Source organism: Leifsonia sp. 22587 (assembly GCF_052044215.1).
Lineage (GTDB): Bacteria > Actinomycetota > Actinomycetes > Actinomycetales > Microbacteriaceae > Leifsonia > Leifsonia shinshuensis_C.
Genome location: NZ_JBQENB010000001.1, coordinates 1112733 through 1134680, shown reverse-complemented (window position 1 = coordinate 1134680; position 21948 = coordinate 1112733). Strand labels below are relative to the sequence as shown.

The following is a 21948-nucleotide window of genomic DNA, read 5'->3' as shown; positions in this document are numbered from 1 at the left end:
TGCACCTTCTGGTCACTTGAATCCCCACATTCGGCACGAATGGTGCTGAGCGACGCGCGCCGACCGGGACCGACGATCGCGACCATTCGTGCCGAATGCACCCTCACGACGCGGCTTGAGGCACATTCGGCATGAATGTCACACCTGCGACAGCGTGGGAAGGGCGAGCGGCGAACTCGACATTCGGCACGAATCGCAACAGGCGGGCGAGGAACGCGTCGCGATCGGTGAAGAGGTCCCTGGCGGTGACCCGGATGACGCGCCATCCCTCCGCCTCCATGAGCTCACGGCGCTCGATGTCGCGTTGCCACTGACGCCGGTCCATCCTGTGGCCGTCGCCCTCGTACTCGAACGCGATCCTGCTCTGCGGGATGCTGAGGTCAGGGTGGAGCGCCAACGCGCCGGCGAGGACGGGCACCGGACGATTGACCTCCAAGCCGTCGACGCCACAGTCCTCGAGGAAGAGCCGCAGCAGGGTCTCGGGACGCGAATCGGCCCCTGGGCGGATTCGAGGCAGAGCCCACGCCCGCGCGTCCGCCCCTTTCGTGCGGCGAAACCGGAGAGCCGCCGCCGAAAGCTCCGTCTCATCGACAAGCGGCGGTCGCCGCCGCGCACCCACCAGGTGGTCACCAGCGGCCACGAGGTCCTCGCGACAGAGTTCGCCGGCGAGCTGGCACCACACCTGCGCGGCAGCGCAGACCGGCAGCCCGTCGACCGGTCCGCCGGATACGTGCGACAGACTGTGGCCGATCACCCCGCGGGCACGCGGAGGCGTCCGGGGGAACGGCACCGCGACATGCAGCACCCGAGGACCATCCTGGGCCGGGAGAGGGACGCCGAGGAGTTCTGCAGCGGTCACATGGCTGAAGAATGCGCCCTCCGGCATCACCGGAAGATAAGCCTCGCACAGCCGACGGACGTCAGACGCCGGTGCGGTCGTGTGAACGGAGTGGAATGGGTGGTCGAGATCACGGCTCTGCAGCCGTGAGCGGGTGACGCCATACCTCCGCGCGTGCGAGGTCGTGAACGGGACCCCGACCAACGGTGGGGGCAGGGGTGATGGAGTGCGCATCCCCTGATGGTGCTCGGTTCACCGCCCCCGCAGTCCCGCTCGCCAAGATCTGTGGATGCCCTCGCCGCACGACTCCCTGTGCGCACATCCGCAAGGCGACATTCGTGACGAATGTCGCCATCGACGCGGCGAGAGGGCGCATTCAGCACGAATGTCGTCGGGGAGGCTCGGCGACATTCGTCACGAATGCGCGCTACGCGGGCCGGGGAGGCGACATTCGGCACGAATGTCGCCCCGGCATCACCACGAGGCGACGGGGACGGGGAGGCGCGGGTCAGACCTCGTCGCGCCAGGAGTGCTCGGGGGCGTAGCCGAGGATGCGGCGGGCCTTGTCGATCGAGAGGAGGGTGTCGTTGACGCCGAGGTCACGCTTCAGCGGGACGCCGGGGAAGACCTCGGCGACGAGCTCGTCGTTGGGGCGGCTCATCACGGTGTCGGCCGCCGCGATGATGAAGCGGTCGAAGCCGGTCGTGTCCCACTCCAGGGCGCGGCGGATGGCCTGGGCGCCGTCGCGCGCGTCGATGTAGCCCCACAGGTTCCACTTGCGTGCGCGCGGGTCGTCGTCGAAGGAGGGGAAGGCGGCGTAGTCCTCCGGGTCCATCACGTTGGAGAAGCGCAGCGCGACGATCTTCAGCGCCGGGTCCCAGCGGACCAGCTCGATCGCCATCTGCTCCTCGAGGTGCTTCACCAGCGAGTAGGTGCTCTCCGGGCGGGCCGGGTAGTCCTCATCCACCGGGATGTACGGCGGCGGCACGTCGAACGGCAGGCCCAGGACGGTCTCCGACGACGCGTAGACGACGTTGCGGATTCCGGCGCGACGCGCCGCCTGGAAGACGTTGTAGGTGACGCGGATGTTGTTGTGGAACGTCGCGACGTCGCTCAGGATGCCCGGCGCGGGGATGGCCGCCAGGTGCACGATCGCGTCGAAGCCGTCGTGCTTGTCGTTCACGCCGAGGATGGCGTCGATCGTCTGGCCGAAGTCGGTCAGGTCGACCCGGACGAAGCCGGGACCACGCTCCCCCGCCGCATCGAGGGAGATGACCTCGTCCCCTGTCTTCCGCAGCTCCCGCACGACAGTGCGTCCGAGCTTGCCCGATCCTCCGGTGACCGCGATTCGCATACCGCCCAGTCTAGGCGGACGCGGCTAGAACCAGTCGGACTCGCGCACCTGCTTCATCGCCTCGCGACGACTCTCCTTGTCGAGCCGGTCCAGGTAGAGCACGCCGTCGAGGTGGTCGGTCTCGTGCTGGAGCGCCTGCGCGAGCACGCCGGTGCCGGACACCTCGATCGGGTTGCCGTCCAGGTCGATGCCCGTCACGCGCGCGAACGGGTAGCGCAGCGTCTTGAACCACAGCCCGGGCACGGACAGGCAGCCCTCGTCGACCAGCTCCGGCTCCCCCGACACCTCGGCGAGCACGGGGTTGATCACGTAGCCGACCTCGCCGTCCACGTTGTAGCTGAAGGCCCGCTCGTTCACGCCGATCTGCGGTGCGGCGACCCCGGCGCGTCCTGGCGGGAGCACGCTGTCCACCAGGTCCTCGACCAGTCCGCGCACGCCGTCGTCGATCTCCCCGATCGGGTCGGACGGCGTCTTCAGCACGGGGTCGCCGAACAGGCGGATCTGGCGTTCGGTCACGGGTACTCCTCGATGAACGGGCGGATGGGCGGGTCAGTGGATGGGCGGGTCAGTGGATGGGCGGGTCAGTGGATGGGCGGGTCAGTGGATGGGCGGATCGGTCGGCAGGGCGGAGAGGCAGGTCAACAGGCCGGACGGCTCCTCAGTCGCGCTCCGCCGGGAGACCCTCGACCACGAGGGCCGCCAGGGTCCGCGCCGAGAGGCGCGTCAGCGGCTTGAGGTCCTTCCACGACACCACGGACCCGGCGGCGAGCTGCGGGTCGTACGGGACGCGGACGATCTCGCGCACCCGCGACCGGAAGTGCGCCTCGATCTCCTCGAGCTTCACCAGGTTGGTGGCGTGCGTCGCCGTGTTCAGCGCCACGACGGCGTTGCGCACCAGGTCGCCGTAGCCGTTCGCCTCGAGCCACGTGAGGGTCTCGGAGGCGAGCCGCGCCTCGTCCACGCTGCCGCCGGAGACGATGACCAGCGAGTCGGCGCGCTGCAGCGTCGCGCGCATCACGGAGTGGACGATGCCCGTGCCGCAGTCGGTGAGCACGATCGAGTAGAACCGGGCCGAGAGGTCGGCGACGACGTTGTAGTCGTTCTCGTCGAACGCCTCGGACAGCATCGGGTCGGTATCCGACGCGAGGATGTCGAGCCGCGTCTCGTCGCGCGAGACGAGCGAGGAGAAGTCGGTGAAGCCGCCGATGCTCGCGGCCTTGTGCACCACATCCCGCACCGTCGACCGCGTCTGCCGCGGCACCCGCTCGGAGAGCGTCCCGCGGTCCGGGTTGGCGTCGATCGCGATGATGCGGTCCTCGCGGGCGGAGGCCAGGGCCATCCCGAGCAGCGTGGTCACGGTGGTCTTGCCGACGCCGCCCTTGCGGGTGAGCACCGGCACGAAGCGGGCGCCGCCCTCGAAGTGCTTCTGGATGCGGTGGTCGAGCTCCTTGCGGGCGCGCACCTTGGCCGAGTCGCCCAGGTTCACCGTGCGGAAGGTGACGTTGTAGACGAAGCGCTGCCACGGGCCCTCGGGGCCGGGGCGCGTCTTGCGGTTGACCTCGAGCAGGCGGTCGGCGGTCAGCATCGCGGCGGGCTCCGGCTGCGTGGAGTGCTCGCCGCGCAGGCGGTCGCGGCGGGAGCCGGCGTACGGCTCGCCGGCCGGAAGCGGCGCGGCGTCGGGGCTGTCCGCGGCGCGGGTCGCGTCCGCGCCGTCGGCGGCCTCGGGCGGGGTGGTCGCCAGGCGCGAGGCGACGATCGCGACCGACATGGTCGTCGGCTCGGTCGGCGAGGCGACGAAGCCCGGGTCGACCGGGACCTCGTCGATCGCCACGGCGGCCTCGTCCTCCGGGATCTCCGGCGGGGGCGCCGGCGGGAGGTCGACGGCGATGCTGAGGGTGGAGTCGACCTCGAGCGACGGGACCGGCTGGAAGGCGTCGGCCGGCGTCAGCTCGTCGTCGGCCGGCACGAGCTCGCGCGGCGAGCGCGGCTCGGGGGTGTCGGCGTCATGACCATTCGCCACGGCGTGCGTTCTCCTTCTGCTGCGGGCGGGTCCCGCGAATCGTCATTGTAGGCCGTCCCGCCGCCGGAGCGGCGGCGGGACGGTCACGGGGCCGGTAGACGGCGCCGTTTCAGGAGGGCTGGATGACCACGATCAGGTCGCCCGCATCCACCTGCTGGGTCTTCGGGATGGCGAGCCGCTCGATGGTTCCGGCGACCGGTGCGGTGATCGCCGCCTCCATCTTCATCGCCTCGATCGAGGCCACCGCCTGGCCGGCGGCGACCGCGTCGCCGACGTTCACCTGGAGGGTGACCACGCCTGAGAACGGCGCAGCGACCTGGCCGGGCTTGGCCGTGTCCGCTTTCTCGGCCGCTTTCGACTCCACGACGATGCTGCGGTCGCGCACGAACACCGGCCGCAGCTGGCCGTTGAGCGTGGTCATGACCGTGCGCATGCCCTTCTCGTCCGCCTCGCCGATGGCCTCCAGCCCGATGTACAGGCGGACGCCGCGGCTGAACTCGATGACGTGCTCTCCGCCCTGCGCCAGACCGTAGAGGTAGTCGAGCGTGTCGACGACCGAGAGGTCGCCGAAGAGCTCGCGCATCTGCTCGTAGATCCGGGTCGGGGCGGGGAACAGCAGCCGGTTCAGGGTGGCACGGCGCTCGGCGCTGTCGCCCTCGAGGGCCGACGCGTCGTCCGCCGAGAGGTCCTCGACGCCGACCTTGACCGTCTTGCCCGCCAGCACCTTCGTGCGGAACGGCTCCGGCCATCCACCCGGCAGCTCGCCCAGCTCGCCGGCCATGAAGCCGACGACCGAGTCGGGGATGTCGTAGTTCTGCGGGTTCTCGGCGAAGTCGTCCGGGTCGGCCTTCACGGCGGCCAGGTGCAGAGCGAGGTCGCCGACGACCTTCGACGACGGCGTCACCTTCGGGATGCGGCCCAGGATGCGGTTGGCCGCGGCGTACATGTCCTCCACCAGCTCGAAGTCCTCGGCGAGCCCCAGCGCCTTCGCCTGCTGGCGCAGGTTGGAGAGCTGGCCGCCCGGGATCTCGTGCTTGTAGACGCGGCCGGTGGGACCGGGCAGGCCCGACTCGAACGGCCGGTAGACCTGGCGGACCGCCTCCCAGTAGGGCTCGAGGTCCTCGACCGCGCTCAGCGAGATGCCGGTGTCGCGCTCGGTGTGGGCGAGCGCGGCGACGAGGGCGGAGGCGCTGGGCTGGCTAGTGGTGCCGGCCATGGGGGCGCTGGCCACATCCACCGCGTCGGCACCGGCGCGGGACGCCGCGAGCAGCGTCGCGAGCTGACCGCCCGGGGTGTCGTGCGTGTGCACGTGGACGGGCAGGTCGAACCGCTCGCGGAACGCGGAGACGAGCTTCTCGGCCGCGCTCGGGCGCAGCAGGCCGGCCATGTCCTTGATGGCGAGGATGTGCGCGCCCGACTCGACGATCTGCTCCGCGAGGCGCAGGTAGTAGTCGAGCGTGTACAGGTCTTCGGCCGGGTCGAGCAGGTCGCCGGTGTAGCAGACGGCGACCTCGGCGATGGACGAACCGGTGGCGAGCACCGACTCGATCGCCGGGCGCATCTGCGACACGTCGTTGAGCGCGTCGAAGATGCGGAAGATGTCGACACCGGTGGATGCGGCCTCGCGCACGAACGCGTCGGTCACCTGGGTCGGGTACGGCGTGTAGCCGACGGTGTTGCGGCCGCGCAGCAGCATCTGGATGTTGATGTTCGGCAGGGCCTCGCGCAGCGCGGCCAGGCGCTCCCACGGGTCCTCGCCGAGGAAGCGGAGGGCGACGTCGTAGGTCGCGCCTCCCCACGCCTCGACCGAGAGCAGCTCCGGCGTCATGCGGGCGACGTACGGTGCCACGGCGAGCAGATCGCGGGTGCGGACGCGGGTCGCGAGCAGCGACTGGTGGGCGTCGCGGAACGTCGTCTCGGTGACCGCCAGCGACTTCTGGGCGCGCAGCGCCTCGGCGAAGCCGGCCGGGCCGAGCTCGAGCAGGCGCTGACGCGACCCCGCGGGAGCGGGGACCGAGAGGTCGATCTTCGGGAGCTTCTCGGCCGGGTCGGCGCTCAGCGGGCGCGGGCCGTTCGGCTGGTTGACCGTGACGTCGGCGAGCCAGTTGAGCACCTTGGTGCCGCGGTCCTTGGAGGCGCGGCCCTTGAACAACTCGGGACGCTCCTCGATGAAGGAGGTGGAGACGTTGCCGGCGATGAAGTCCGGGTCCTCCATGACGGCCTGCAGGAACGGGATGTTGGTGGCGACGCCGCGCACGCGGAACTCGGCCAGCGCGCGGCGGGCGCGCAGCACGGCGGCCGGGAAGTCACGGCCGCGGCAGATGAGCTTCGCGAGCATCGAGTCGAAGTGCGGGCTGATCTGGGCGCCCGGGTTGATCGTCCCGCCGTCGAGGCGGATGCCCGCGCCGCCCGGCGAGCGGTACGTCGTGATCTTGCCCGTGTCCGGACGGAAGTTCGCCGTCGGGTCCTCGGTGGTGATGCGGCACTGCAGCGCCGCGCCGCGCATGTGCACGGTCTCCTGGCTGAGGCCGAGGTCGGCGAGCGTCTCGCCGGCGGCGATGCGGATCTGCGACTGGACGAGGTCGACGTCGGTGATCTCCTCGGTCACGGTGTGCTCGACCTGGATGCGCGGGTTCATCTCGATGAACACGTGCTGGCCGGCGCGCTCCCCCGCGGTGTCGAGCAGGAACTCCACGGTCCCCGCGTTCTCGTAGTTGATGGAGCGGGCGAAGGCGACCGCGTCGCGGTACAGCGCCTGGCGGATGTCCTCGGAGAGGTTCGGCGCCGGCGCGATCTCGACGACCTTCTGGTGGCGGCGCTGCACGGAGCAGTCGCGCTCGAACAGGTGCATGGTCTCGCCGGTGCCGTCGGCGAGGATCTGGACCTCGATGTGACGCGGGCGGAGCACGGCCTGCTCCAGGAACATGGTGGGGTCGCCGAAGGCGCTGTCGGCCTCGCGCATGGCCTCCTCGAGCGCGGGGCGCAGATCGGCCTTGGTGGCGACCCGGCGCATCCCGCGGCCGCCGCCTCCCGCGACCGCCTTGGCGAAGATCGGGAAGCCGATCTCGTCGGCGCCGGCGAGCAGCTCCTCGATGTCGCGCGACGGCGGGGTGGACTTCAGCACCGGGACGCCCGCGGCGATCGCGTGCTCCTTGGCGGTCACCTTGTTGCCGGCCATCTCGAGGACCTCGGCGCGCGGGCCGATGAACGCGATGCCCGCGGCGCGGGCGGCCTCGGCCAGCTCGGGGTTCTCCGAGAGGAAGCCGTAGCCGGGGTAGATGGCGTCGGCGCCCGACTCCTGCGCGACGCGGATGATCTCCTGCACGTCCAGGTAGGCGCGGACGGGGTGGCCCGGCTCGCCGATCTGGTAGGCCTCGTCCGCCTTCAGCCGGTGCATCGAGTTGCGGTCTTCGTAGGGGAAGACGGCGACCGTGCGAGCACCCAGCTCGTACGCGGCCCGGAAGGCTCGGATGGCGATTTCACCGCGGTTGGCAACGAGGATCTTTCGGAACATGGGGACCTTTCGAGCAGGGGTCGACACCACACAGCAAACGGTTAGGTTCTCTAAGACTAGTGAAGGTAACGTGGCTCTCGTGCACGTACTCAGCGTTAGCTCCCTCAAGGGCGGTGTCGGAAAGACGACGGTGACGCTCGGGCTGGCGTCGGCGGCGTTCGCCAAAGGCCTGCGGACGCTGGTGGTCGATCTCGATCCCCAATCCGACGTGTCGACCGGCATGGACATCCAGGTCGCCGGCCACCTCAACGTCGCGGATGTGCTCGCCTCCCCCAAGGAGAAGATCGTCCGCGCCGCGATCGCCCCGTCCGGCTGGACGAAGGGCCGCAGCGGCACGATCGACGTCATGATCGGCAGCCCGTCCGCCATCAACTTCGACGGCCCGCACCCGAGCATCCGCGACATCTGGAAGCTCGAGGAGGCGCTCGCCAACGTCGAGCACGACTACGAGCTCGTGCTCATCGACTGCGCACCGTCGCTCAACGCGCTGACCCGCACGGCCTGGGCGGCCAGCGACCGCGTCGCGGTCGTGACGGAGCCCGGCCTGTTCTCGGTGGCCGCCGCCGACCGCGCGCTGCGCGCGATCGAGGAGATCCGCCGCGGTCTGTCGCCGCGCCTCCAGCCGCTCGGCATCATCGTGAACCGCGCGCGCGTCCAGTCGCTGGAGCACCAGTTCCGCATCAAGGAGCTGCGCGACATGTTCGGTCCGCTCGTGCTCTCCCCTCAGCTGCCGGAGCGCACGTCGCTGCAGCAGGCGCAGGGCGCGGCGAAGCCGCTGCACGTGTGGCCGGGCGAGAGCGCGCAGGAGATGGCGCACAACTTCGACCTGCTGCTGGAGCGCGTGCTGCGCACCGCCCGCCTCGGCGAGTACGCGACCGTCCAGTCCTGAACTCCCCCGCCCCTCCGTCGAGTACACGAAAAGTGCACGCGGCGCGCCGTCGATCCGTGCACTTTTCGTGTACTCGACGGTGGGCGGAACGCCTAGGAGACCGGAGACCCCGAGAGGGGACGCGCGGGAGGCGCGGGACGCGCGGAGCGCGTCAGGAGGCGCGGGTGCGGGCGGCGCGGCGGGCGGCGAGCTCGTCCATGGCGTCGGACTGGGTGTCCAGCTCGACGAGGCTCGACTCGACCTCGCGGAGGACCTTGCCGACCGCGATGCCGAAGACGCCCTGGCCGCGGCTGACGAGGTCGATGACCTCGTCGTTGGAGGTGCAGAGGTAGACGCTCGCGCCGTCGCTCATGAGCGTCGTCTGGGCGAGGTCGCTGACGCCCGACTCGCGCAGCTGGTTCACCGCGGTGCGGATCTGCTGCAGCGAGATGCCGGTGTCGAGGAGGCGCTTCACGAGCTTGAGCACGAGGATGTCGCGGAAGCCGTACAGGCGCTGCGAGCCGGAGCCGGCGGCGCCGCGGACGGTCGGCTCGACCAGTCCGGTGCGGGCCCAGTAGTCGAGCTGGCGGTAGGAGATCCCGGCGGCGCGGGCGGCGACCGCTCCGCGGTAGCCGTTCACGTCGTCCATCTCGGGGAGGCCGTCGGTGAACAGGAGTCCGAGGTCGTAGCGGGCGACACCGTCGTCACGACTCAGTTCGCTCATGATGTTCGCCTCTCACCCGGGTAGTGGATCGCGCGTCGCAACCGCGCCGCTTCATCCACGGTACCCATGCGGCGGTCGCCGGGCAACGACATCCGCTCTTTCGGTTCCGGCGTGTCGAGGCCGGGGAGCCGCGTCACGGACGCAGCCGCGCGATGGAGGAGCGGATGATGCTGCCGCGCACCACATCCAGCTGCGCCGCGATCTCGCGGGCGAGCTCAGCCGTGCGGGCCTTGCTGCTGACGTCGTTCCGGCGCGCGATGGGGACGAGGGCCGTCTCGATCAGGCCGATCTCGCGCTCCGCGGCCGCGCGGAACCCGCGGAGGTGCCGCGGCTCGATGCCGCTGCGGCGGAGCTCCGCCAGCGCGCGCAGGACGGTCAGAGCCTCGTCGCCGTACATGTCGGCGGCGGGGAGCAGGGAGGCGCTCACCGCATCCTGGAGCAGCTCGGCGTCGGCGCCGGCCTCGCGCAGCAGCTCGTCACGACGGTAGTGCCGCGACCCGAGGATGGATCCGGCGGGCACGGTGCCGGGGAACGCCGGGTCGAGCCCCGCATCCAGGTCGGCGAAGTACTTCTTGATGACCTTCAGCGGGAGGTAGTGGTCGCGCTGCATGCCGAGCACGGCGCGCAACCGGTCGACGTCGGCCGGGGAGAACTTGCGGTAGCCGGACGCCGTGCGGGCGGGCGACACCAGGCCCCTCTCTTCGAGGAAGCGCAGCTTCGACGACGACAGGTCGGGGAACTCGGGCGTGAGCCGCGCGAGGACCTGGCCGATGCTGAGAAGGGCAGGAGCGTCGCCGGCGGCACGCTGTGCCGGCCGGGCCACTAGCCGTTCGCCGCTGCGGCGAGGTCGTGACGCGACGCGTAGAACGTGAGGCGGAACTTGCCGATCTGCACCTCGGCGGAGTCGGCGAGCTGCGCGCTCTCGATGCGGACGCCGTCGTAGTACGTGCCGTTCAGCGACCCCAGGTCGCGCACCTCGAAGGCGGTGCCACGGCGCGTGAACTCCGCATGACGACGCGACACGGTCACATCATCGAGGAAGATATCGGCGTTCGGGTGGCGGCCCGCGGAGGTAACGTCGGCGTCGAGGAGGAACCGCGCGCCCGCGTTGGGGCCGCGCCGCACGATCAGCAGGGCGGAACCGGACGGCAGGGCGGCGATGGCCTCCTGCTCCTCCGGCGACACCTCGCCCGACGGGTACATCTTCGAGATGAATTCCTCGCCGAACCGCGCGGTCGTGTCTTCGTTGCCCGCCGCGTCCCGCAGGGGGTTCCGGGCGGCGTCGTCGGCTCCGCCGGCTGCAGCGTTCGGGTCAATGTCTTCAGGCACCGTCAACCTCCTTGCGGTCCAGCGTATCCGATGGAGCGCCCCTGTCATCGGCCGGAAGTCGGATGACGCGCGCGGTCTCCCGGATGTAGACCACTCCGGCCCACCAGTAGAGGAAGGCGCCCCACAGCGCGAAGGCCCAGCCGAGGGGCAGCGAGAACGGCGCGATCGGGGCGAACGCCTCCCCCAGCATCAGCAGCGGGAGGGCCACGAACAGGCAGAAAGTGGCCACTTTCCCGAGGTGGTGCACGGGGAGCGGGCCGAAGCCGTGGTTGGCCAGGATGACGCCGAGGACGGCGAGCATCACATCCCGCGCGATGATCACGAGGAAGAGCCACCAGGGGATGACCTCGCGCCAGCAGAGGCCGATCAGGGCCGCGAAGATGTAGAGCCGGTCGGCGGCCGGGTCGAGAAGCTGCCCGAGCCGGGACACCTGGTGCAGCCGCCGGGCCAGCCAGCCGTCGAGGAAGTCGGTGATGCTGGAGACGACGAGCACGAGCAGGGCGAGCCCGTCCTCCCCCGCCACGATGAGCCACAGGAAGACCGGGACCAGTGCGAGGCGGAAGAAGCTGAGGACGTTCGGGACCGTCCAGACCCGCGAACTCACGACCGCGCTGCCACCCTCCACGTTCCGAGTCTAGTGAGCGTCTCCCAGCGCGTGTGGACGGGGCGTCCAGGCGGCGAGCCGGTCGCGCAGTCCCATGGCGTCGTAGGGCGCCCGGACCTTCACGTCGTTGTCGAAGTAGGCGTAGACGTCCATCCCGTTCTCCAGCACCTCTCCGAGCTCCGCGGCCCAGCGGTCGAGGGACTCGTCGGTGTAGCCGCTGGTGTAGAGCTCCTCGTCCCCGTGCAGGCGGATGTACGCGAAGTCCGCGGTCAGCGTGCGGATCACGGGATAGCGGCCGGCGGTGTCGGCGAGCACGATCGCGACGCCGTGGCGGCGGGCGAGTTCGGCGAACTGGGGGACGTCGAAGGAGGTGTGGCGCACCTCGACCGCGTGCCGCAGCGGCCGTTCGGCGCCGGCGGCCGTGTGCGTCCGGTCCTCGTCGAGGGTCGTCTCCCCGGCCAGCGCCGCGGCCTCGGTGGTGGTGCGCGGCAGCATCCCGAGGAACGCGTCGACCGACTCCGCGTCGAACTGGAGCGTCGGCGGCAACTGCCAGAGCAGCGGGCCGAGCTTCGGTCCCAGCGCCAGCACTCCGGACGCGAAGAAGTTGGCGACGGCGGTCCGCGCGTTCTTCAGTCGCAGAATGTGCGTGATGTAGCGGCCGCCCTTGACCGCGAACACGAACTCCTCGGGGGTGTGCTCCGCCCAGGTGCGGTAGCTGGAGGGGCGCTGCAGCGAGTAGAAGGAACCGTTGATCTCGATGGAGTCCAGCCGCTCGGACGCGTACTCCAGCTCGAGCCGATGCGGCAGCTTGGGCGGGTAGAAGACGCCGCGCCACGGCGCGTACGTCCATCCCGAGATCCCGATGCGCGCGAGCGCCATCAGCGGCCCCGGAGCTGGTCCAGCAGCCGGCGTTCCCGCTTGGTGGGCCGGCCGGCGCCGCGCTCGCGGGTGACGGTCGCCGGGGTCTCGGTGCGCGGCGGCGGAGGCGGGGTGCGGTCCTCGAAGCAGTCCGCCGCGACCGAGGCCCCGACGCGCTTCACGATCAGACGCCGCGCGATGTAGATGTGCTCGGTGCCGCCGGCGAAGGCGCGGACCTCGTCGCCGACGCGGACCGGCGTGGCCGGCTTCGCCCGCTCGCCGTTGACCTTGAGGTGGCCGGCCTTGCACGCATCCGACGCCGCCGACCGCGTCTTGAACAGGCGGACGGCCCACGCCCAGGAGTCGACGCGGACGCTGGAGCTCGCGCCCTGCGGGCCCGCCGCCGGTGTGCCGGGCACGTCAGACCGCCGCGGGGGCCTTCGCCGCGGCAGGCTCCACGGCGTCCTCCGACAGGGACGCCTTCCACTTCACCAGGCCGCGGACGGTGCGGCTGCGGTCGTTCGCCAGCTTCTCCATCACATCCGCCGGCACGAAGTAGTTGACCGCCACCCAGCCGCGCACGGTCTCCGACCGGTCGTCGGCGAGCATCCGCAGGATGTCGCACGGGGTCGCCTCGTTCTTCGCGACGCAGCCGCGGACGCCCTCGTCCGGGTCCCGAGCGAGCGTGAGGAAGAGGTCCTCCGGGGTGTGGTAGCTGCTCGCGACCGCCTCGCGGATCTTGGGGTTCGGGTCGGCGGCGAGGAGGCGCAGGCGGCGGAGCTTGCTCTCCGTCATCTCCGGCGCCGGGTGCAGCGCCGCGGCCTCCTCGGCGGTGAGCATCGCCGGCCGCTGGCTGCGCATGGCCTGGCGCTGGGCGGGGGTGTTGAAGCGGATGCACGACATATTCCCACCGTAGCCCGGGTTACCGTGATTGCATGGAAACTCTCCTCGCGCGGCTCGACCGCATCGCGGGAGGCCGCCACGCCGCCTACACCGTGCCCGACGAGGGCCGCGCGCACCCGCGCACGCGGCGCGCCTTCGCGGTGGTCGGCTGGCTGCTCGCCGCCGAGCTGGTGATCGGGCTGTCCGCCGTCGTCGTCGCCGTCGTGCTGACGCTGGACGGGGTGACCGTGGCGTTCCCGGTGTGGATGCGGTCGGTGATCGTGCTCGGGATGACGGTCACGCTGTTCTACTTCTCGTGGCGGGCGCAGAAGGGCTACTACTGGGCGTACTCGCGCCTCCGGCTGTTCGCCAAGATCTTCCCGGTCGTCACGCTGGTGATCGCCGCGATCCCGGGCCTGTACCCGCTGTGGATGGTGACCGAGCAGATCGTGTTCAGCCTCATCCTGATCGGCGTGGCCGACTACCTCGACTCGGACCACATGCGGGCGGTGTTCCCGCGGCCCGGGAACCAGGGCACCACCGGCGACGTGCGCGCCTGATACTCGGCGTACTCCGGGTACCGGGAGCGCGAGATGCTCTCGGTGAACACCGTGGAGCCGATGAAGAGCCCGGTGAGCAGCAGCGGGCCGATCACGGTCCACAGCAGCACCGAGCCGGCGGCGGCGCACCCGAAGAGGAAGACGACCCACCACTGCGCCTGCTCGAAGAAGAAGTTGGGGTGACGGGAGTAGCGGAACAGTCCGGTCTGCAGGAAGCGCGGCTCCGGGGTCCGGCCGGCCGCCGTCTCCGCTTTCTTCCACTGGTGGAACCGCCACTGCTGCTGGTCGGCCACGGTCTCGCCGACGAGGAGGCCGAGGAAGAGGACGGCCAGCACGATGTCGAGCGCGGACAGCGGCGTGCGGTGCTGGTACGCCGTCCACGCGGGGAGGGCGATCAGCAGCAGCAGGACGTTCTGGTAGATGACGATGAAGAACAGGTTGAACAGCTGGAAGGCGGCGGGCTTCATCCGGCCGCGCAGCACCTCCCAGCGGTAGTCCTCGCCGCCGGGCGCGTACCCGCCCTTCCGCGCGAAGTTGAAGGTGAGGCGCGCACCCCACAGCGTGACGAGCACCGCCATCAGGTCGAGGCGCGCATCCGCGAGCCCCGCCGCTCCGGCGAAGACCCAGACGTAGACGACCGGCACGATCGACCAGATGCGGTCGACCCAGGAGTGCTCCCCCGTGATGAGCGAGAGCACCCACGTCGCCGCGCAGACGGCGGCGAGGATCCACAGACAGACGATGAAGGGCTCCACAGGCACATCCTAGGGCGCTGGGTGTCCGTCGAATGCGCACCGGGGAATTCCCGTATTCCGCTCGACGCGGGTGCGGGAAGCGCCTACCGTACTGACGTGTCCGATTTCCAGGCCCGGACGTTCCGGGCGGTGCTGCTGCGAGACGATGGACAGGTGCCGCGCGTCCTGACGCTGCCGACCGAAGTGGATGTGCCCCCGAACCGCATCCGCGTGCCCGCCGACTTCGCCGGCGCGTCCGCCTTCGAGGTGTTTGAGCTGGCCGACGAACGCGGATGGCCGGAGGAGGCCACCTACCGGCTCGTGTCGACCATCCCCCGGTCGACCGAGGACGTGTCGGACCCGCGCGGCTCCTCCTGGGATCTCGACGACAGCGACGGATCGCGCGCCTGATCCCCCGCCGCCGTCTCGAGGGACGGCGTCACTCCTGCAGCACCGAGAGCACGTTGCCCGCGGGGTCGCGAAACCAGGCGATGTCGGGGCCGCGGTTCTGCGACCGGCCGCGGAGCACGCCCTTGGCGTCGGTCGGCAGCGCCGGGTCGTCGTAGATCGCGGTCGCGACGCCCTTCGCGTTGAGGTCGTCCACCGCCCGGTCGATGTCGTCGACCACGAGGTTGAGGATCGTGAAGGTCGCGGGCACGTGGTCGTCCTTCGGGTAGATGAACACGTGACCACCGGCGGGGAGCTCGAGGTCGAGGTTGCCCATGGGGCCGTCGGAGATGCGGAGACCGAGCGTCTCGCCGTAGAAGGACTTCGCCGCGGCGAGGTCGTTCACGCTGAAGCCGCTGAAGATGTCGAGTGGGGTGACCATGGCGTCCACTCTGCTCGTGCGGGAGCGGCCGCGTCTAGAGGCTGCGCTCCTGTGAGGCTCAGACGAAGCGCACGGCCTCCTGCAGGCGCACGCGCAGTTCGAACGCTCGGTCGACGCTCTCCCGTCCGGCGGCGTTCGCGCCGTCGCGCAGCACGCGCGGCAGCAGCGAGCGGCGGACCACCATGGCGCCGTTCAGCCGGCCGCGGCGGATGACGTCGAACGGCACGTCGAGGTCGGCGTCCGGCACCACGACGATGAGGCCGGTGAAGCGGACGCCCGCCTGGCGGCCGAAGCTCTTCGCCGCGTGGTAGAGATCGTGGAACGGCTCCTCGTCCGGCGCGATGCCGGGGCCGACGAGGTCGCCCTTTGCGAGCTTGACCGGCGCTCCCCAGTCGGCGGAGCGGACCGCGAACAGCCCGGCCGGCCCGAGCACGATGTGGTCGAGCTTGGCGTCGGTGCTGGGATGCACGGCCACGTCGTTCCAGATCGTGAAGCCGATCCCGAGCCCGGTCACGGCCCGGGCCGTCGCCTCCTCGGCGAGCGCCTCCGCCAGCAGCCGCCGGATCTCCAGCGGCGCGGAGCGCACGAGCGCCGGGTCGTACGGATCACGGTCGTCGGTGCCGCGCCCCATCCACTCGCGCATGAGGCCGAGGAAGCGCTCGCGGGCGCGACCGCCCGGGTGCCCGTAGCTGCGGGCGCGCACGGACGGTCCGCCCGAGCCGGCGCGGGAGGTGTGCACGGTCGCGCTGAAGCCGCCGCCGGCCGAGTCGCCGGCCACCGCGTCCACCGTGATGCTCTCGCCGCGGTCGTACCGGGCGCGGTCCTCGGGGTCGCCGATGAGCTCCCAGGCGTGCTGGACGGCCTGGAACGCCGCCGCGGTGCCGCCGGTGTCCGGGTGCGTCTCGCGGAGCAGCCGACGGTAGGCACGGCGGAGGTCGTCGTGACTGACGTCCGGGCGCACGCCCAGCACCTCGTACGGGGTGGGCGAGGCCGGTGAGTCGCTCATCGCGCGGTGATCGCTTTCGGTTCCAGTGGGCCGGTGGGATTTACGACCCTAGCGCGCCGATCCGCGAAATCGCCGAATTCCGATTGCGGCCGGAAACTGACCGCAAGCGCTCGTAGCCTGGAGTCACACCGAACAGGAAGGCACCGATCATGACCATCAGCGACTGGCGCATCGAGCTCATCATCCTCCCCGTCACCGACGTCGACCGGGCGAAGGCGTTCTACGTGGACGCGCTCGGCTGGAACGCGGACCACGACCAGCGGGTCTCGCCCGAGCTGCGCTTCGTGCAGGTGACCCCTCCCGGGTCGGCGTGCTCCATCGCCTTCGGCCAGGGGCTGACCGACATGACCCCGGGCACCATGAAGGGCCTGCAGATCGTGGTCCCGGATGCGGACGCCGCCCTCGCGCACCTCACCGAGCGCGGCATCGAGGCGCGCGGAGTCGCCGACCTCGCCTGGGGCCGCTTCGTCGACTTCGCCGACCCCGACGGCAACGCCTGGACGCTGCAGCAGCTGCCGAAGCGCGACTAGCGCAGCGGCGCGCGCATCCCGGACCGGGTCAGCGCAGCGACGCGTACAGGATGAGCAGCAGCGTGACGAGGAACCCGCAGGCGTAGTTGATCCAGAGGAAGCGCCGCCAGCCGCGGTTCGCCTCGCTCGCCCGCTCGTCCGGAACCGACCAGAACGGGGCGGCCGTCGCGATGTAGGGCAGGGCGAGCACCGCGGCCAGCGGGCCCGGCCACGGCGTGAACAGCATCGCGACGCCCGCGAGCGCCCAGGCGGCGATCGCCAGCCGGACCGTCGCCGCCGCTCCGATGGCGGTCGCGACGGACGAGATGCCGCCCTCCCGGTCGGGGACGACATCCTGGACCGCACCGAAGGCGTGGCTGCCGATCCCCCACAGGAAGAACGCGAGCAGCACCAGCCACAGGCCGGGCGTGAACACGGCGCCGGCGAGCACCAGGCCGTACAGCGCGGGGCTCACGAAGTGGGTGCTGGAGGTCACCGAGTCGAGGAACGGGATCTCCTTGAACCGCAGACCCTTCACCGAGTACGCGACGACGGCGAACAGGGAGACGGCGAGCACCAGCCAGGAGAGCGGCGACCCGACGGCGACGAGGTAGATCACGAACGGGACCGTGGTGACCACGGCGGCGATCAGCGTCCTCCGGTGGGAGGAGCGGTCGAGCAGCGCGCCCTCCGCGCCGCCCTTGCGCGGGTTGCGCAGGTCGGACTCGTAGTCGAACACGTCGTTGATCCCGTACATCGCCAGGTTGTACGGGATGAGGAAGAACACCGTGCCGACGACGAAGGTGACATCGATCCGGCCGGTCGTCAGCAGGTACGCGGCGGCGAACGGGAAGGCCGTGTTGATCCAGCTGAGCGGGCGCGAGACCAGCAGCAGCTGCCGGAACGGGGCCGGAGCCACGTCGGTCACGACCTGCTCCCGCGTCGGCGGGTGAGCAGCCACAGCGCGGGCAGCAGGAGAAGCGCTGCCAGCGGGTACGAGAAGTCCTCCACCGGGACGAGCCCCAGCTTCACGCCGGCGATCTGCGCATCCGCGTAGGTCATGAATCCGGCCACGATCATGACGTTATCGAAGACGGCGGTCAGCACCAGCACGACGACGCCCGCCAGGACGACCGGCGCCCACCAGCGGCGCACCAGCCGGGCGCGGTCCGGCGCCAGGGCGAGCGCGACGGCCAGCACGGCCACCGCTACGAGGAGGAAGACCAGGCTGAGCAGGAGGTAGGTCATCCGCCGCTCCCCCGCCGGACGGGCGACGCGTCGACGGCGTCGGTGCTCCCGGGCGCGGGCCGGTCGAGCAGCCGGCGGACGCCGAAGATCAGCACGAGCGTCAGATAGCAGAGCAAGAGCAGGAAGAAGACCTCCTCGAGCGGCAGCTCGGGCGCCACGACGATGCCGGTCATGAACCGGGAGCCGCCGCGTGCGAACACGCCGAGGGCGATGCCCGCGACATCCCACGCCAGGAAGAACACCAGGCCCAGCGCCAGCACGATCGTCGCGCGCCGCGCATCCCGCCAGAACACCAGCCGGAACCGCGCGTCGAGCAGCACCATCGCCCCCAGCGCGACCAGGAGGCACGCCAGGTAGACGATGCTCACGACACGCGCTCCGCCTGGGGCGTCGGGAGCGGCTCGGGCAGCGGGCCGCCGCTGCCGTCCCCGCGGAGCCGCTTGACCACGAGCTCCGCGCTGATCAGGCACATCGGCAGGCCGATGCCGGGGATGGTCGAGCACCCGGCGTACAGCAGCCCGTCGACCTTCTTCGAGGCGTTGCCGGGCCGGAAGAAGGCGCTCTGGCGGAGCGTGTGCGCGGGCCCGAGGGCGCCGCCGCGCCACGCGTTGAACTCGGAGGCGAAGTCCTCCGGGCCCACGGTGCGGCGCAGCACGATGCGGTCGGCGAGGTCCGGGATGCCCGCCCACGCGGAGATCTGCCGGATGGCTGCATCCGCGGCCCGTTCGATCGCCCGGTCGCCCGCACCGTCCATCCCGCCCGCGCCGAGCGACACGTCGGCGGGAACCGGGATGAGCACGAACAGGTTCTCGTACCCCTCCGGGGCGACCTCCGGGTCGGTCTCGCTCGGCATGCAGACGTACAGGGACGCCGGGTCCGGGATGCCCGGGTCGGGGCCGTAGATCGTCTGGAAGTTGGCCTCCCAGTCGGTGGTGAAGAACAGGTTGTGGTGCGTCAGCTGCGGCAGCCGACCGCGCACGCCGAGGTACGCGAGCACGACGCCGGGGCCCGGGTCGCGCCGCTCCCACGCGTTCTCCGGATGCGTCCGCAGCGACGGCGGGAGCAGCTGGGTCTCGGTGTGGTGCAGGTCGGCGGCGGAGACGACGATGTCGGCGTCGAGCGTGTGCTGCGCGCCCGCCGCATCCCGGTAGTCCACGCCGCGGGCGTGCGCCCGCTTGCCGTCCTGCGCGGTGCGGATGGCCGTGACCCGCGCACCCGTGACGATTCGGGCGCCGGCCTCCTCGGCGAGTGCCGCGATCCGGTCGATCAGCTCGGTGAACCCGCCCAGCGGGTAGCGGACGCCGTCGTCGAGGTCGAGGTGGCTCATGAGGTGGTACATGCTCGGCGCCTTGCCGGGCGACGTGCCCAGGAAGACGGCCGGGTAGCCGAGCACCTGGCGGAGGCGGTTGTCCTGGACGAAGCCCGCCGCGTAGCGGTCGAGCGGCTCCAGCAGCAGCCGGGCCAGGCGCGGGAGCCGGCGGAGCAGGTCGGGGGCGAACAGCGGGCGCAGGTCCGCGAAGGTCGAGTAGAGGAAGCGGTCGACCGCCATCCGGTACGTGTCCTCGGCGCCCGCCAGGTAGCGGTCGAGCGCCGCGGCGGCCCCCGGCTCCTCGTTCTCGAACACGGCGCGGTTGGCCACGCCGTCGGCGCGGATGTCGAGCGGAGGGCGGCCGTCCTCGGAGAAGACGCGATATCCGGGGTCGAGCGTGACCAGGTCGAGCTGCTCGGCGGTCGAGGTGCCCATCAGCCGGAAGAAGTGGTCGAAGACCTCCGGCATCAGGTACCAGGAGGGCCCTGTGTCGAAGCGGAAGCCGTCGTGCTCCCAGGACCCCGCGCGTCCACCCAGCGTGCGGTTCTGCTCCAGCATGGTGACGGCGTAGCCCTCGCGCGCGAGCAGCGCCGCGGTCGCGAGGCCGGCGATGCCGCCGCCGACGACGACGACGCGCTGCCCGGTCATGATGTCGGCCCGGCGTCGTGCGCCTCCGGCCGGGCGGCCGAGGCGGGGACGATGGCGGCGACGCGTCCCGCCGACGCGGAACCGCGCGGCACGGCGGCGGCCGCGGTGGCGCGGGCGAGGATGGCCAGCTTGACCCGCGTCGGCACGCTCACCCGGCGGGTGAGCAGCTCGGGCGCGGGCGTCGCGCGGATGCGGTCGCTCAGCTCGGAGAACAGGCCGTGCGCCGCCGTGATCGCGCGCCGGCAGTTGCCCGGCAGCTCCGGGATGACGTCGGCGGCGGCCCCGAGGTCGCAGTCGATGTCCACGACCAGCGCCAGCTTCTGCCGCTCGGTCAGGCGTGCGGGGTCGATGCCCGGGAAGTAGCTGCGCCCGAGCTCCGACCAGTCGACCGCGAGGTCGCGCAGGAAGTTGATCTTCTGGAAGGCCGCGCCCAACCGCCGGGCACCCGCCTCGAGCCGGAGCCGCACGTCGTCCGGGACCGGCGCGTCGGCGAGGAACACCTTGAGGCACATCAGCCCGATGACCTCGGCAGAGCCGTAGACGTAGTCGCGCAACTCGTCCGCGCTGAAGTCGACCGGGCTGAGGTCGCGGCGCATGGAGGCGAAGAACGGACGGGTGAGGTCGACCCCGATGCCCGACGCACGGGCGGTGACGGCGAACGAATGGACCACGACGTTGGCGCTGTAACCGGTGCGCATCGCCCGCTCGGTGTCCGCCTCCAGGGCGTCGAGCAGCTCGCGCTGGTCGTCGACGCTGAGGCCCGCCTCGGCCGCGGCGCCGTCGACGATCTCGTCGGCGACCCGGACGAGGGCGTAGACGTCCTCGACCTGCGGGCGGATGCGCTGCGAGAGCAGTCGGGTGGCCATCCCGAACGAGGTCGAGTACGCGTGGATGATGGTGGCCGCACCGGCGTGCGCCGCACCGGTGTAGGTGGTGAGGTCGGTCGGCGGTGTGCCCGCCGGGGCTTCCGGTGCGCGAGTCATGCGATCCTCCCGATACACGAGCGTGCCACGTCGGTCAGGGGTTGCGATAGCGAGGCCGGGATGGACGGGCTCTGCAGCAGCGCGATGGCGCGGTCGACGTGGTCGGCCAGCAGGCGCTCGACGAACGCCCGGGCGCCGCACTCCTCGAGCACGGACGCCAGACGCGCGGCCTCGTGCGGGGCGAGATCGGAGCGGCCGAGCGACGGGGTGACGTCCTCCCAGCGGGCTGTGCCGCGCGCGAATGCGATGAGCGAGGTCTCCTTGCCCTGGCGCAGGTCGCTGACGATGCTCTTGCCGGTCACGTCCTCGCTGCCGAAGACGCCGAGCAGGTCGTCGCCGAGCTGGAAGGCGATGCCGACCAGGCGGCCGTACTCGGCGAGCGGCGCCAGGAGGTCCTCGCCGCCGCCGGCCAGGAGCGCGCCGGTCATGAGCGGTCCGGCGACGGAGTAGGCGGCCGTCTTGTGCTCGGTCATGGCCAGCACGTCGTCCAGCGACGGCGACTCCGGCCCCATCCGCTCGGCGAGCGCCACGTCGGCCAGCTCGCCGGCCGCGGTGACGAAGACGCCGTGGTCGAGGATCTCGAGCAGCCGCTCCCGCGTCCACTCGTCGGCGTCGACGCGCGCGAGAACCGAGGCGGCGGCGTGCAGCAGCAGGTCTCCGGCGAGGATGGCGCCGGCCTCGCCCCAGCGGCGGGCACGGACGGATTCCACGCCGCGCGACGTGGCGTCGGAGGCGAACGCGCCGACGACGTTGGGGCGCCCGCGACGCATGGTGTCGCCGTCGATGACGTCGTCGTGCAGCAGGAAGGCGGTGTGCAGCAGTTCGTAGGCGACCGCGGCGGTGCAGGCCGCGTCGTCGTCGGTGCCGCCGAGTCCGCGGAAGGCGGTGAGCACGAAGCGGGGGCGGATGCGCTTGCCGCCGTCGGCCGCGTCGCGCGCGCTCTCCCACAGGGTGCGGTACGCGGGCGCGTACGCGGCGGCGGACGAGATGCGGGCGGCGAAGAAGCCGGAGAGCCGGGATTCGACCTCGGCGAGCGCCGCGTCGATGGTCGATGCCGCGGCGGGAGTCCGCGCCTCGCGGGCCAGGCCGCGCTCGACGGGAGTCCGTGTTTCGGGGTGCAGCTGTGTCATG

Annotated in this window: 25 protein-coding genes; 4 read left to right on the top strand and 21 right to left on the bottom strand. The window is 71.4% G+C overall.

Annotated features, from left to right (window positions below; all coding sequences use genetic code 11):
- Window positions 1–103: 103 nt before the first annotated feature.
- From ACTJI1_RS05490 to ACTJI1_RS05470, 5 genes are all read right to left on the bottom strand, one after another.
- Window positions 104–886: an endonuclease domain-containing protein gene (locus ACTJI1_RS05490; RefSeq protein WP_440741839.1), complete on the bottom strand. Its 783-nt coding sequence runs from the start codon at window positions 884–886 to the stop codon at window positions 104–106.
- A gap of 460 nt (window positions 887–1346) precedes the next feature.
- The gene (locus ACTJI1_RS05485; RefSeq protein WP_440741838.1) at window positions 1347–2192 is read right to left on the bottom strand and encodes an NAD-dependent epimerase/dehydratase family protein; all 846 of its coding nucleotides are present in this window, start codon (window positions 2190–2192) and stop codon (window positions 1347–1349) included.
- Window positions 2193–2216: 24 nt separating this feature from the next.
- On the bottom strand, window positions 2217–2708 hold the full coding sequence (gene def / locus ACTJI1_RS05480; protein WP_310129888.1) for a peptide deformylase: 492 nt from the start codon (window positions 2706–2708) through the stop codon (window positions 2217–2219).
- A 142-nt stretch (window positions 2709–2850) separates the two neighbouring features.
- Window positions 2851–4212 (bottom strand): nucleotide-binding protein, encoded by a 1362-nt coding sequence (locus tag ACTJI1_RS05475; protein ID WP_440741837.1) that lies wholly within the window; start codon window positions 4210–4212, stop codon window positions 2851–2853.
- A gap of 109 nt (window positions 4213–4321) precedes the next feature.
- Window positions 4322–7726, bottom strand: coding sequence for a pyruvate carboxylase (locus tag ACTJI1_RS05470; protein ID WP_310129891.1), 3405 nt, complete (start codon window positions 7724–7726; stop codon window positions 4322–4324).
- Window positions 7727–7805: 79 nt separating this feature from the next.
- On the opposite strand from ACTJI1_RS05470, the gene ACTJI1_RS05465 reads away from it, so the two are divergent.
- Window positions 7806–8615, top strand: a complete 810-nt coding sequence (locus tag ACTJI1_RS05465) for a ParA family protein (RefSeq protein WP_310134934.1) — start codon at window positions 7806–7808, stop codon at window positions 8613–8615.
- A 151-nt stretch (window positions 8616–8766) separates the two neighbouring features.
- On the opposite strand, the gene ACTJI1_RS05460 is transcribed toward ACTJI1_RS05465, so the two are convergent.
- The 7 genes from ACTJI1_RS05460 to ACTJI1_RS05430 all read right to left on the bottom strand — a co-directional run bounded on the left by ACTJI1_RS05460 (window position 8767) and on the right by ACTJI1_RS05430 (window position 13012).
- Window positions 8767–9318 carry a MerR family transcriptional regulator gene (locus tag ACTJI1_RS05460; protein WP_310129892.1) on the bottom strand — a complete coding sequence of 184 codons (552 nt, stop codon included), beginning with the start codon at window positions 9316–9318 and terminating at the stop codon, window positions 8767–8769.
- A gap of 133 nt (window positions 9319–9451) precedes the next feature.
- Complete coding sequence (gene ftsR, locus ACTJI1_RS05455) at window positions 9452–10141, bottom strand: transcriptional regulator FtsR (protein WP_440741836.1); 690 nt, start codon at window positions 10139–10141, stop codon at window positions 9452–9454.
- Window positions 10141–10647, bottom strand: coding sequence for an FHA domain-containing protein (locus ACTJI1_RS05450; RefSeq protein WP_310129896.1), 507 nt, complete (start codon window positions 10645–10647; stop codon window positions 10141–10143). The genes ftsR and ACTJI1_RS05450 overlap by 1 nt, the downstream gene beginning before the upstream one ends.
- Window positions 10640–11272, bottom strand: coding sequence for a CDP-alcohol phosphatidyltransferase family protein (locus ACTJI1_RS05445; protein ID WP_310129897.1), 633 nt, complete (start codon window positions 11270–11272; stop codon window positions 10640–10642). The genes ACTJI1_RS05450 and ACTJI1_RS05445 overlap by 8 nt, the downstream gene beginning before the upstream one ends.
- A 9-nt stretch (window positions 11273–11281) precedes the next feature.
- Complete coding sequence (locus ACTJI1_RS05440) at window positions 11282–12130, bottom strand: DUF72 domain-containing protein (RefSeq protein ID WP_440741835.1); 849 nt, start codon at window positions 12128–12130, stop codon at window positions 11282–11284.
- Window positions 12130–12528, bottom strand: a complete 399-nt coding sequence (locus tag ACTJI1_RS05435) for an RNA-binding S4 domain-containing protein (RefSeq protein ID WP_440741834.1) — start codon at window positions 12526–12528, stop codon at window positions 12130–12132. The genes ACTJI1_RS05440 and ACTJI1_RS05435 overlap by 1 nt, the downstream gene beginning before the upstream one ends.
- Before the next feature lies 1 nt (window position 12529).
- A complete protein-coding gene (locus ACTJI1_RS05430; protein ID WP_440741833.1) occupies window positions 12530–13012 on the bottom strand; it encodes a hypothetical protein in 483 nt (160 codons plus the stop codon).
- 32 nt (window positions 13013–13044) lie between these two features.
- Between ACTJI1_RS05430 and ACTJI1_RS05425 the strand changes: the two genes are divergently transcribed.
- Window positions 13045–13551 carry a hypothetical protein gene (locus ACTJI1_RS05425; RefSeq protein ID WP_310129905.1) on the top strand — a complete coding sequence of 169 codons (507 nt, stop codon included), beginning with the start codon at window positions 13045–13047 and terminating at the stop codon, window positions 13549–13551.
- Here ACTJI1_RS05425 and ACTJI1_RS05420 read toward each other — a convergent pair.
- Window positions 13473–14306 (bottom strand): DUF1295 domain-containing protein, encoded by an 834-nt coding sequence (locus tag ACTJI1_RS05420; RefSeq protein ID WP_440741832.1) that lies wholly within the window; start codon window positions 14304–14306, stop codon window positions 13473–13475. The genes ACTJI1_RS05425 and ACTJI1_RS05420 overlap by 79 nt on opposite strands.
- Before the next feature lie 96 nt (window positions 14307–14402).
- Between ACTJI1_RS05420 and ACTJI1_RS05415 the strand changes: the two genes are divergently transcribed.
- Window positions 14403–14696 (top strand): hypothetical protein, encoded by a 294-nt coding sequence (locus ACTJI1_RS05415; RefSeq protein ID WP_440741831.1) that lies wholly within the window; start codon window positions 14403–14405, stop codon window positions 14694–14696.
- 28 nt (window positions 14697–14724) lie between these two features.
- Here ACTJI1_RS05415 and ACTJI1_RS05410 read toward each other — a convergent pair whose 3' ends face one another.
- Together ACTJI1_RS05410 and ACTJI1_RS05405 are read right to left on the bottom strand one after the other, a co-directional pair.
- Window positions 14725–15114: a VOC family protein gene (locus ACTJI1_RS05410; RefSeq protein ID WP_440741830.1), complete on the bottom strand. Its 390-nt coding sequence runs from the start codon at window positions 15112–15114 to the stop codon at window positions 14725–14727.
- A gap of 58 nt (window positions 15115–15172) precedes the next feature.
- Window positions 15173–16120 (bottom strand): DnaJ domain-containing protein, encoded by a 948-nt coding sequence (locus tag ACTJI1_RS05405; RefSeq protein ID WP_310129913.1) that lies wholly within the window; start codon window positions 16118–16120, stop codon window positions 15173–15175.
- A 149-nt stretch (window positions 16121–16269) separates the two neighbouring features.
- Here ACTJI1_RS05405 and ACTJI1_RS05400 point away from each other — a divergent pair, with 149 nt between their 5' ends.
- On the top strand, window positions 16270–16650 hold the full coding sequence (locus tag ACTJI1_RS05400) for a glyoxalase superfamily protein (protein WP_310129915.1): 381 nt from the start codon (window positions 16270–16272) through the stop codon (window positions 16648–16650).
- A gap of 28 nt (window positions 16651–16678) precedes the next feature.
- Here ACTJI1_RS05400 and ACTJI1_RS05395 read toward each other — a convergent pair whose 3' ends face one another.
- From ACTJI1_RS05395 to ACTJI1_RS05370, 6 genes are read right to left on the bottom strand one after another with little or no spacing between them, the layout of a single operon-like run.
- Window positions 16679–17590 carry a prenyltransferase gene (locus ACTJI1_RS05395; RefSeq protein ID WP_440741829.1) on the bottom strand — a complete coding sequence of 304 codons (912 nt, stop codon included), beginning with the start codon at window positions 17588–17590 and terminating at the stop codon, window positions 16679–16681.
- Window positions 17554–17877 carry a lycopene cyclase domain-containing protein gene (locus ACTJI1_RS05390; protein ID WP_440741828.1) on the bottom strand — a complete coding sequence of 108 codons (324 nt, stop codon included), beginning with the start codon at window positions 17875–17877 and terminating at the stop codon, window positions 17554–17556. Before ACTJI1_RS05390 ends, ACTJI1_RS05395 begins: the two co-directional genes overlap by 37 nt.
- Window positions 17874–18245: a lycopene cyclase domain-containing protein gene (locus ACTJI1_RS05385; protein WP_440741827.1), complete on the bottom strand. Its 372-nt coding sequence runs from the start codon at window positions 18243–18245 to the stop codon at window positions 17874–17876. The genes ACTJI1_RS05390 and ACTJI1_RS05385 overlap by 4 nt, the downstream gene beginning before the upstream one ends.
- Window positions 18242–19834: a phytoene desaturase family protein gene (crtI, locus tag ACTJI1_RS05380; protein ID WP_310129922.1), complete on the bottom strand. Its 1593-nt coding sequence runs from the start codon at window positions 19832–19834 to the stop codon at window positions 18242–18244. Before crtI ends, ACTJI1_RS05385 begins: the two co-directional genes overlap by 4 nt.
- Window positions 19831–20817: a phytoene/squalene synthase family protein gene (locus ACTJI1_RS05375; protein WP_440741826.1), complete on the bottom strand. Its 987-nt coding sequence runs from the start codon at window positions 20815–20817 to the stop codon at window positions 19831–19833. Before ACTJI1_RS05375 ends, crtI begins: the two co-directional genes overlap by 4 nt.
- Window positions 20814–21947: a polyprenyl synthetase family protein gene (locus ACTJI1_RS05370; RefSeq protein WP_440741825.1), complete on the bottom strand. Its 1134-nt coding sequence runs from the start codon at window positions 21945–21947 to the stop codon at window positions 20814–20816. The genes ACTJI1_RS05375 and ACTJI1_RS05370 overlap by 4 nt, the downstream gene beginning before the upstream one ends.
- Between the last annotated feature and the right edge of the window lies 1 nt (window position 21948).

What these genes read in the sequence shown, in the direction of transcription:
- ACTJI1_RS05490 (WP_440741839.1), bottom strand. Translation starts at nt 886, where the DNA reads ATGCCGGAGGGCGCATTCTTCAGCCATGTGACCGCTGCAGAACTCCTC.
- ACTJI1_RS05485 (WP_440741838.1), bottom strand. Translation starts at nt 2,192, where the DNA reads ATGCGAATCGCGGTCACCGGAGGATCGGGCAAGCTCGGACGCACTGTC.
- ACTJI1_RS05470 (WP_310129891.1), bottom strand. Translation starts at nt 7,726, where the DNA reads ATGTTCCGAAAGATCCTCGTTGCCAACCGCGGTGAAATCGCCATCCGA.
- ACTJI1_RS05460 (WP_310129892.1), bottom strand. Translation starts at nt 9,318, where the DNA reads ATGAGCGAACTGAGTCGTGACGACGGTGTCGCCCGCTACGACCTCGGA.
- ACTJI1_RS05440 (WP_440741835.1), bottom strand. Translation starts at nt 12,130, where the DNA reads ATGGCGCTCGCGCGCATCGGGATCTCGGGATGGACGTACGCGCCGTGG.
- ACTJI1_RS05430 (WP_440741833.1), bottom strand. Translation starts at nt 13,012, where the DNA reads ATGTCGTGCATCCGCTTCAACACCCCCGCCCAGCGCCAGGCCATGCGC.
- ACTJI1_RS05425 (WP_310129905.1), top strand. Translation starts at nt 13,045, where the DNA reads ATGGAAACTCTCCTCGCGCGGCTCGACCGCATCGCGGGAGGCCGCCAC.
- ACTJI1_RS05410 (WP_440741830.1), bottom strand. Translation starts at nt 15,114, where the DNA reads ATGGTCACCCCACTCGACATCTTCAGCGGCTTCAGCGTGAACGACCTC.
- ACTJI1_RS05405 (WP_310129913.1), bottom strand. Translation starts at nt 16,120, where the DNA reads ATGAGCGACTCACCGGCCTCGCCCACCCCGTACGAGGTGCTGGGCGTG.
- ACTJI1_RS05400 (WP_310129915.1), top strand. Translation starts at nt 16,270, where the DNA reads ATGACCATCAGCGACTGGCGCATCGAGCTCATCATCCTCCCCGTCACC.
- ACTJI1_RS05390 (WP_440741828.1), bottom strand. Translation starts at nt 17,877, where the DNA reads ATGACCTACCTCCTGCTCAGCCTGGTCTTCCTCCTCGTAGCGGTGGCC.
- crtI (WP_310129922.1), bottom strand. Translation starts at nt 19,834, where the DNA reads ATGACCGGGCAGCGCGTCGTCGTCGTCGGCGGCGGCATCGCCGGCCTC.
- ACTJI1_RS05375 (WP_440741826.1), bottom strand. Translation starts at nt 20,817, where the DNA reads ATGACTCGCGCACCGGAAGCCCCGGCGGGCACACCGCCGACCGACCTC.
- ACTJI1_RS05370 (WP_440741825.1), bottom strand. Translation starts at nt 21,947, where the DNA reads ATGACACAGCTGCACCCCGAAACACGGACTCCCGTCGAGCGCGGCCTG.